Source organism: Virgibacillus salexigens (genome assembly GCF_014905415.1).
Lineage (GTDB): Bacteria > Bacillota > Bacilli > Bacillales > Amphibacillaceae > Virgibacillus > Virgibacillus salexigens.
The window spans coordinates 1-312 of sequence record NZ_BNEO01000111.1; the positions used below are offsets into that span (position 1 = coordinate 1).

The 312-nt window shown below is 39.4% G+C and carries 1 protein-coding gene; it reads right to left on the reverse strand.

The window, feature by feature from the left end; translation table 11 throughout:
• Nucleotides 1–296: SDR family NAD(P)-dependent oxidoreductase (locus JKP73_RS22455; protein ID WP_234447179.1), on the reverse strand; the 296-nt coding region annotated here is incomplete at its 3' end.
• Nucleotides 297–312 lie beyond the last annotated feature (16 nt).

A 312-nucleotide genomic window follows, 5' to 3' on the forward strand; every position in this document is an offset into this window, starting at 1 on the left:
GTGTTTCCAATTTCCTCAGGTTTACCTAGTCGTCCTGCAGGTATTCTAGCGCTTGCATAATTTGTTATGAAGTTTGGATCGTTTTGGATACGTCGATTCCATTCTTTATTTGGATGGAAGATCGCCCCAGGGGCGATACCAACAACACGAATATTATGTTTAATTACTTCAGAGCTAAAGGCTTTTGTAAAGCTGATTACTGCTGATTTTGAGGTGTTATACGCAGGTAATCCGCCTGATTCTTTTCCGTAAATGGATGCACTATTAATAATTACCCCTGCACCTTTGTCTATCATGTATTGGCTTACTAAT